Origin of the sequence: Clostridium polynesiense (assembly GCF_000820705.1) — a bacterium.
Classification (GTDB): Bacteria; Bacillota; Clostridia; order Clostridiales; family Clostridiaceae; genus Clostridium_AA; species Clostridium_AA polynesiense.
The window spans coordinates 32,420-39,630 of the sequence record NZ_CCXI01000006.1 but is presented as its reverse complement, the minus strand read 5'-3'; the positions used below and the strand labels follow the sequence as shown (position 1 = coordinate 39,630).

Annotated in this window: 10 protein-coding genes; 1 reads left to right on the top strand and 9 read right to left on the bottom strand. The window is 35.5% G+C overall.

Annotation, left to right across the window (positions count from 1 at the left end):
* Positions 1-353: YitT family protein (locus TA89_RS00895; protein WP_040210117.1), on the top strand; the 353-nt coding region annotated here is incomplete at its 5' end.
* Positions 354-497: 144 nt separating this feature from the next.
* Here TA89_RS00895 and TA89_RS19225 read toward each other — a convergent pair.
* The 9 genes from TA89_RS19225 to TA89_RS00855 are packed head-to-tail and all read right to left on the bottom strand — an operon-like array spanning position 498 to position 7,175.
* A complete protein-coding gene (locus TA89_RS19225; protein ID WP_423219489.1) occupies positions 498-590 on the bottom strand; it encodes a DUF4829 domain-containing protein in 93 nt (30 codons plus the stop codon).
* Positions 590-1,459 (bottom strand): triphosphoribosyl-dephospho-CoA synthase CitG, encoded by an 870-nt coding sequence (citG, locus tag TA89_RS00890; protein ID WP_040210115.1) that lies wholly within the window; start codon positions 1,457-1,459, stop codon positions 590-592. Before citG ends, TA89_RS19225 begins: the two co-directional genes overlap by 1 nt.
* Positions 1,446-1,967: a citrate lyase holo-[acyl-carrier protein] synthase gene (gene citX, locus TA89_RS00885; RefSeq protein ID WP_040210112.1), complete on the bottom strand. Its 522-nt coding sequence runs from the start codon at positions 1,965-1,967 to the stop codon at positions 1,446-1,448. The genes citG and citX overlap by 14 nt, the downstream gene beginning before the upstream one ends.
* A gap of 3 nt (positions 1,968-1,970) precedes the next feature.
* Positions 1,971-3,014: a [citrate (pro-3S)-lyase] ligase gene (gene citC, locus TA89_RS00880; protein ID WP_040210110.1), complete on the bottom strand. Its 1,044-nt coding sequence runs from the start codon at positions 3,012-3,014 to the stop codon at positions 1,971-1,973.
* 13 nt (positions 3,015-3,027) lie between these two features.
* Positions 3,028-4,566, bottom strand: coding sequence for a citrate lyase subunit alpha (citF, locus tag TA89_RS00875; protein WP_040210109.1), 1,539 nt, complete (start codon positions 4,564-4,566; stop codon positions 3,028-3,030).
* Positions 4,567-4,581: 15 nt separating this feature from the next.
* Positions 4,582-5,448: an HpcH/HpaI aldolase/citrate lyase family protein gene (locus TA89_RS00870; RefSeq protein WP_040210106.1), complete on the bottom strand. Its 867-nt coding sequence runs from the start codon at positions 5,446-5,448 to the stop codon at positions 4,582-4,584.
* 15 nt (positions 5,449-5,463) lie between these two features.
* A complete protein-coding gene (gene citD, locus TA89_RS00865; RefSeq protein ID WP_040210103.1) occupies positions 5,464-5,730 on the bottom strand; it encodes a citrate lyase acyl carrier protein in 267 nt (88 codons plus the stop codon).
* A gap of 24 nt (positions 5,731-5,754) precedes the next feature.
* On the bottom strand, positions 5,755-6,318 hold the full coding sequence (locus tag TA89_RS00860; RefSeq protein ID WP_040210102.1) for a Fe-S-containing hydro-lyase: 564 nt from the start codon (positions 6,316-6,318) through the stop codon (positions 5,755-5,757).
* Positions 6,319-6,332: 14 nt separating this feature from the next.
* Positions 6,333-7,175 carry a fumarate hydratase gene (locus TA89_RS00855; RefSeq protein WP_040210100.1) on the bottom strand — a complete coding sequence of 281 codons (843 nt, stop codon included), beginning with the start codon at positions 7,173-7,175 and terminating at the stop codon, positions 6,333-6,335.
* Positions 7,176-7,211: the final 36 nt, after the last annotated feature.

Here is a 7,211-nt window from a genome sequence, read left to right as displayed (position 1 = left end):
GTGCTGTTTTTTTAGGCCTTCCAAAAGCCCTTTATACACTTATTTCAATATACACTCAGGGAATAGTATTGGATAACGTAGTTAAAGGTATTTATAAAAAACAACTGCTTTTAATTATAACAGAAAAAGAAAAAACAGTGATGGATTATATTATGAAAGGTCTTCATAGGGGAGTAACTTCCCTGCCTGCAGAAGGTGGCTATACCCATACTGAGAGAAAGATGCTCTACTGCATAGTGAGCCTCAGTCAGATGGTAGAACTAAGGCATGCAATTCTTCAGCTGGACCCAAAGGCATTTATTTCTATAATCGACGTTTCAGAGGTGACGGGAAAAGGGTTTAAAAATATATGATAATCAAATATAAAAGTAATTAGCTTTAGAAACAAATCTATACAGGACTTATATTTTGTAATAGTCTTCAAATAATAACAAGCATGTAAATCATAATGGATTACATGCTTGTTTACATTAATTTTACGAGATTAATTAAACTCCTCAGTCATCTATAAGCCAAGGAGAACCTTTATCCTTCCTGATAAAATAATACCGCCAGGTATATGTACCGCTACCCTGAGGACCGGTAGCAATTAATCCGCAGCAAAATACAGCTTATCTTCAATATCACTTAAAAACACCGTTAAAGCAAGGAGATCTGCTGATCCTCCAGGGCTTATATTTCTCTCGATGAAATCTTTATCCAAACTATATATTGACTCCTTACCTTCAGAGGTATACATTCCTCCTAAAGAAAGTATATTTCTTGATTTTTCTTGAACATATTTAAGAACTTCAAAGGAATGCCTGTGAAGTATGGTGGTATCTTCACAAAACTGCATTATACTTATAAGGGTATGAACCATTCGCTCTCTCTCACCTAAATTTATAGCTTCTTTGTATACCCTTAAGGAATTTTCAAAGACTAAAGGAAAGCCTTTTTCCGCTTCCCCTCTTATTCCTGTAACACCATAATCTATAAATAGCTTTTCTCCATGGGTAAGCTTTTTATACTTATTGATATTTTTTAATTCTTTATCTACTATCCCATAGGTCATTTTAATTATGGTATTTTTTATCTCAGAAAAACTTCCTCCGTTGTATAGGGTATTGCTTACTGCAGCAATGGTGATACCTAAAATAAACAAAAGACCTCTGTGAGCATTTACACCTTTAGTCCTTTTGAGCATAAGCTCCTCCCCAAATCTTCCAGGAAGCCTGATGTTATCAAATATTTCTTTTTGATCTTTATCACAATATCCTATCTCGGCAAATTTCATAAAGGGCTTAATAAGTGAGGAAGTGCTGTCTATAAAGGTATAAAAATCCATATCCTTATGAGCTCCTCTGGAAATAGGAGAAACCAATCCCGGGGAAGGATATGAGGAAACTTCGTATAAAGCTGCTCTCACCGCTGATTCTGTCAAATTATATATTATATCTTCTTTATTATTTTCTTTCATAAAAGCTCCTGCTATAATTTATATACGACTTATTTATAAAATCTATTATAGTATTTATATCATGTCTTCCTTCTCTTATGCAGTTATGAGCTAAATCACTGCATATATAACATTCTCTGGGGTCATATCCTAATGAAGTTCTGCTTATGGACATAAAGGTATGAGGATTATAAACATCTATATCTACAAATCTTCCCAAAGGATGTTTATCTTCTATCTGCAGGGTAAGACTTTTAATATCTATTAATTCCTTATTGATAATCAAAACTGTATTTGGTCCTTCTGCGGTTATCCTGTGAATTTTAATCACAATATCCCTGCTGAATATATCGGTAACACATTTGTCTATGACCTTAATTATTTTTTCTGTAAGAGAATTATCTTTATTCACTCCTGGGAAGTTTGCCCTTATAAAAACTAAAGGTTTTTTATGAATCAGCATTAAATTCTGCTGGAATATTACCCTTTTCTCTCTCTCATTTAGAATGTCTTCTGCTGTATATCTCATTAATTAATGTGGAGAATCTGTAGCTTTCAAATTCTCCATAATCTCCTTTCCTTTATTTGAATTTAAAAACTCCCAGGTTGCTTTAGGAATCATATTATAAGCTTCCTGTAGTTTATTATCCTTTAATAGCCTTCTTACATTGGAGGCACTTATATATCCATCTTTATTTTCAAGCCTTTCTATTTCAATAAGCTCAATTCCTCCACCGGAAAGTATGTGCTTCAAAGCTGAATTGTAAGCACTGGTTACACTGCAGTAAGGTTCTTTTCCTACATACCTCCTTACAATATTAAGCTTTTTACAGAAATATTCCGCAAATATTCCTGAATCAATTTCTGTGTAAGCTTTAAGCTTATCGTCCTCCTCACGTAAAAAATAGGAAGGAAAGGTGGCTGAAGAAATTATATATTCTCCTCCTTCAATTACCTTTACATTATTTAAATGTCCGGTTCCTTCTCTTACCAGATTAATTCTTTCTTCAAAAGGAAAAGAGGACTTATCCTCTTCTACTATAAATACCAGCACCTCTTTATTTTCCTCAGAAGCTTTTTCAATTAAGTACTTATGCCCAAGTGTGAAAGGATTACAGTTCATAACCAAAGCAGCCTTAGGCACAGTAGTATCAAGGTTATATTTTTTTATTATTTTATTAAGATAATCATTTATATCATATATCCCATGTTCTAATAAAGTAACTCCTTCAGCCTCAAACAAAACCTTAAATCCAATAGATTTAAAGATTTCTCTATTATCTTTCTTTGTAAATACAAAGCTGTGGTGTATTCCTTTATTAAACATTTCATCCAACATAAAGCTTACCATATAAGAAGAAACTCCTTGTCCCTGATATTCACTGTCCACCGCAAAGGCTTTTAATATACTTCCGGACTTTGAGCATGTTCCGATTATTTTGTTATTATCTTTAACTAATATGGTATAATCTATATCCTTTTCAAATCTTAAATGGAAAGCACTTAGATATTCTATGACCTCTCTAACTTCATTTTCGTTATTTAAATTAACCTCTTGAATCTGTAATCCTAACATAATAATTCACCTGCTATTTAACTTTTCTTATTACGTCGATAACTGAACCGTCTCTGTATTCTACCACTGCCACTATTTTGTCTTCCTGCTCTATTTCCTTTGGTTTACCTGTAAATTTCTCTGCAATTTCTTTAAGCTCTTCAATGGTTAAAATCTTTAATCCGCTATCTTTAAGCTTTTCAAGTATATCCTGTCTTTTTGGATTTATGGCAATTCCTCTTTCTGTAACCAAAGCATCCACAGTTTCTCCCGGAGTGGTTATAGTCATTATTTTATCCTTTATAATAGGAAGCCTTGCCTTCATAAGGTTAGAAACGATTATGGTGAGCTTAGATCCTGCAGCAGTATCGCTGTGACCTCCTGAGCCTCCCATTATTACTCCATCAGAACCGGTGGTAACATTAACGTTGAAGTTTGTATCTATCTCTGTTGCTCCTAGTATAACTATATCCAGATTGTTTACTACAGCACCTTTATTATGAGGGTTTCCATACATAGAGGCAGACATTCCCTGATGATTAGAGTTAGATGCAAAAGAATTAACCGCATCTATATCAAAGCACTGAACATCCAAAATGCTCTCAAATAACCCCTCTTTAAGCATTTCGACTAAATATCCTGTTATACCTCCTGAGGCAAAACTACCCTTTATGTTATCCTTTATCATCATTTCTTTAACCTCTTTAGCAACAGCTAAGGAGGTTCCTCCAGCTCCTGTCTGGAAGCTCATTCCATCTTTCAGAAGACCTGATTTTTTTATGAGCTTTGCTGCATCTCTTGCAATTTTAAGACCTATAGGATCCTTTGTTATTTTTGTGGTTCCAGATACTATACCGGAAGGATTTCCTATAGATTCCACCTTAACCACATAATCTACATATACCTGAGGTATTTCTATTGGACATGCAGGATAAGGAATCAAATTGTCTGTTACTGCAATTACATTGTCACTATACATACAATCAGCAACTGCATATCCCAGAACCCCACAGGCTGATTTTCCCTGGACTCCGTTTATATTTCCATAGGTATCAGCAGTAGGAGCTGCAACAAAAGCAGCATCTATTTTAACCTCTCCGCTTTCAATAGCTCTTGCTCTTCCTCCATGGGTCTGCATTATCACAGGATTCTTAAGAATTCCTTTGGAAACCGCATGAGCTACCGGGCCTGATATATAGCTGGCAATTATTTTTGATACCACTCCATTTTTTATATGTTCTACTAAGGGTGCATGAATAGGAAAAATAGAGCTTGCAGCTATTGTTAAATCCTTAACTCCTCTTTCAGCTGCTCTCTTAAGCACCATATTCATAACATAGTCTCCATTTCTTAAATGGTGATGAAAGGATAAAACCATCCCATCCTTTAAGCCTATTTTTTCAAAAGCCTCATCTATGGAATCTAAAACCTTATTTTCTCCGGGCTTCACCATCTTAGAAGGCATTTCACGCCTGTTCTTTATTAACTCATTATTAAAAGCTCCATTATAGGGCATAACTTTTCCATAGCCATCTATATAATCAGGAAGCTCTACTCCTACTAAATTTTTCACCGCTATCTCTCCCCTCTATATAAGACCGAGAGTTTTTGCAAGCTCAGCTGTATTTCTAGCTCGTGCAATAATAGGTGCATCCACCATTTTACCATCCAGTGCAAAAACTCCCTTTCCTTCTTTTTCAGCTTTTTCTACTGCATTTAAAACTCTTAAAGCATAATTTATTTCATCTTGAGAAGGAGCGAAAACTTCATGTATACTTTCAATCTGTCTTGGATTTATAGCAGCTTTTCCTGTCATTCCTAATCTCTTTCCGTTAAGAGTATCCTGCTTAAGTCCCTGATAATCCTCTGTATCGGTAAAAGGAGTATCTATAGAGCTGATTTTTAATGCCCTGCAGGCAGTAGCTATCTTATTTCTTGCATAAAATATTTCTTCTCCAACCTTTGTCCTTTTTATACCTAAATCCGCAGTGTAATCTTCTGCTCCAAATAATACACCATTAACTCTATCTGAACTTTTTATAATAGAATATACATTTTCAACACCATAAGCGGTTTCTATTAACGCCATAAGCTTTATGCTTCCTTTTTCCATGGAGTATTCCTCTTCAATAGAGTCTAATAAAGAAGATGCTTTGATGAGACTTTCTTCATCTGCCTTTGCTATAAGAAGTGTATCCGGTTTTAAAGGAGCTACAGTTCTTATGTCCTCTTCACCATAAATACCATCCATAGGATTTATCCTTATAAACAGTTCGACTTCACTGAAATCCATATTTTTTATTGCCTCTCTAACCAGTATTCTGGCAGAATCCTTTTCAGTGAGGCTTACAGCATCTTCTAAATCCAGTATTACTCCATCTGCACCTAGAATTGATGCAGTTTGAAGCATTCCTGGGTTGTTTCCTGGAAGAAATAAAAGTGATCTTCTCAGCATATTAACACCTCTTTCTTAATCTTCAGCTCTTTTGATTGCAGTTTCCACCCTTGCACCAATGGTATAGTTCAGTGCTCCCTTATCCTGTGCTTTAAGCTTCACAGAAGTTACAGATAGCTCTTTAAGCTTTTCTTCTATAACCCTTTTAATTTCATGTCCAAACTGCTTCATAACTATGCTCTCTATATCTATTTCAACCTTGTTATCCTCATTGGGAGATACCATTATAAGTATGTCGTTTGATTCTAAGGTTCCTGCCTTTGCTATTTTTTTAACCTCCATTTTCTCTCCTCCGCTCAAGTAATGTTATTTTTGCTTCACTGAATCTAAATACTGCTGCTGTCCTATTTCATACAGATTATTTCCCTGGCTGTCTATAACTACTACCACAGGAAAATCCTTAACCTTAAGCTTTCTTACAGCCTCTGCACCTAGATCCTCATAAGCTATAATTTCTGCTTCCTCAATAGACTTTCCTATAAGAGCTCCAGCGCCTCCGATAGCAGCAAAATAAACTCCGCAGTTTCTTTTTATGGCATTTATTACTTCTTCATTTCTAGCTCCTTTTCCAATCATTCCTTTTAATCCTAAGTCCAGAAGCTTTGGAGCGTAGGGATCCATTCTATAGCTTGTGGTTGGGCCTGCTGATCCTATTGCCATATCAGGCTTTGCAGGAGTAGGTCCAACATAGTATATAATACTTCCTTCTATGTCAAAAGGAAGCTTTTCTCCTTTGTCAATAAGCTCCACAAGCCTTTTATGGGCAGCATCCCTGGCAGTATATATAGTTCCGGTTATGAGAACCGTATCCCCTGCTTTAAGCTCTTTAACTATTTCACTATTTATAGGTGTTGTTATTTTCTTTTCCACATTAATCTTCCTTTCTACAGTTCAATAGATAAATGCCTTGTAGCATGACAGTTGATATTCACCGCTACAGGTAATCCGGCAATATGAGTAGGATAGGTTTCTATGTTTACCGCAAGGGCGGTAGTTTTTCCTCCAAATCCCTGTGGTCCTATACCAAGCTTATTTATTTCCTCTAATAATGTATTTTCTAAATCCGAATAATACTCATCTTCATTTCTTATATCAGAAGATCTTACCACAGCTTTCTTTGCTAAGTAAGCTGCTTTATCAAAGGTTCCTCCAATTCCAACCCCTACTATAATAGGAGGGCATGGATTAGGTCCTGCTTTTTTTACAGTTTCCAGAACAAAATCCTTTACACCTTTTAAGCCATCTGCAGGCTTAAGCATTTTTAAGCCGCTCATATTCTCTGAGCCAAAGCCTTTTGGTGCAACTGTAATAGAAAGTCTGTCTCCTTCCACAAGATCATAGTAAATTACAGCAGGAGTATTATCTCCTGTATTTACCCTCCTTAAAGGATCCTTAACCACAGACTTTCGCAGAAAACCTTTTGAATATCCCTGCCTTACTCCTTCATTAATGGCATCCTTTAGGCTTCCCCCGGTTATATGAACTTCCTGACCTATTTCAACAAAAACACAGGTCATCCCTGTATCCTGACACATAGGCATATTTTCTCTCTTTGCAATATCAGCATTTATTATAATCTTATCTAATATATCCTTGGCTATGGGCCAGTTTTCTTCATTTTTAGCCTTTTCAAGCTTATTTTTTACATCGCTGCCTAAATAGTAATTAGAGTCTATGCATAATTTAGCTACAGCTTCTGTTATTTCGGAAACGTTTATTTCTCTCAATTCCTTCACCTCTTACTATAAATTAATATTTTCCCT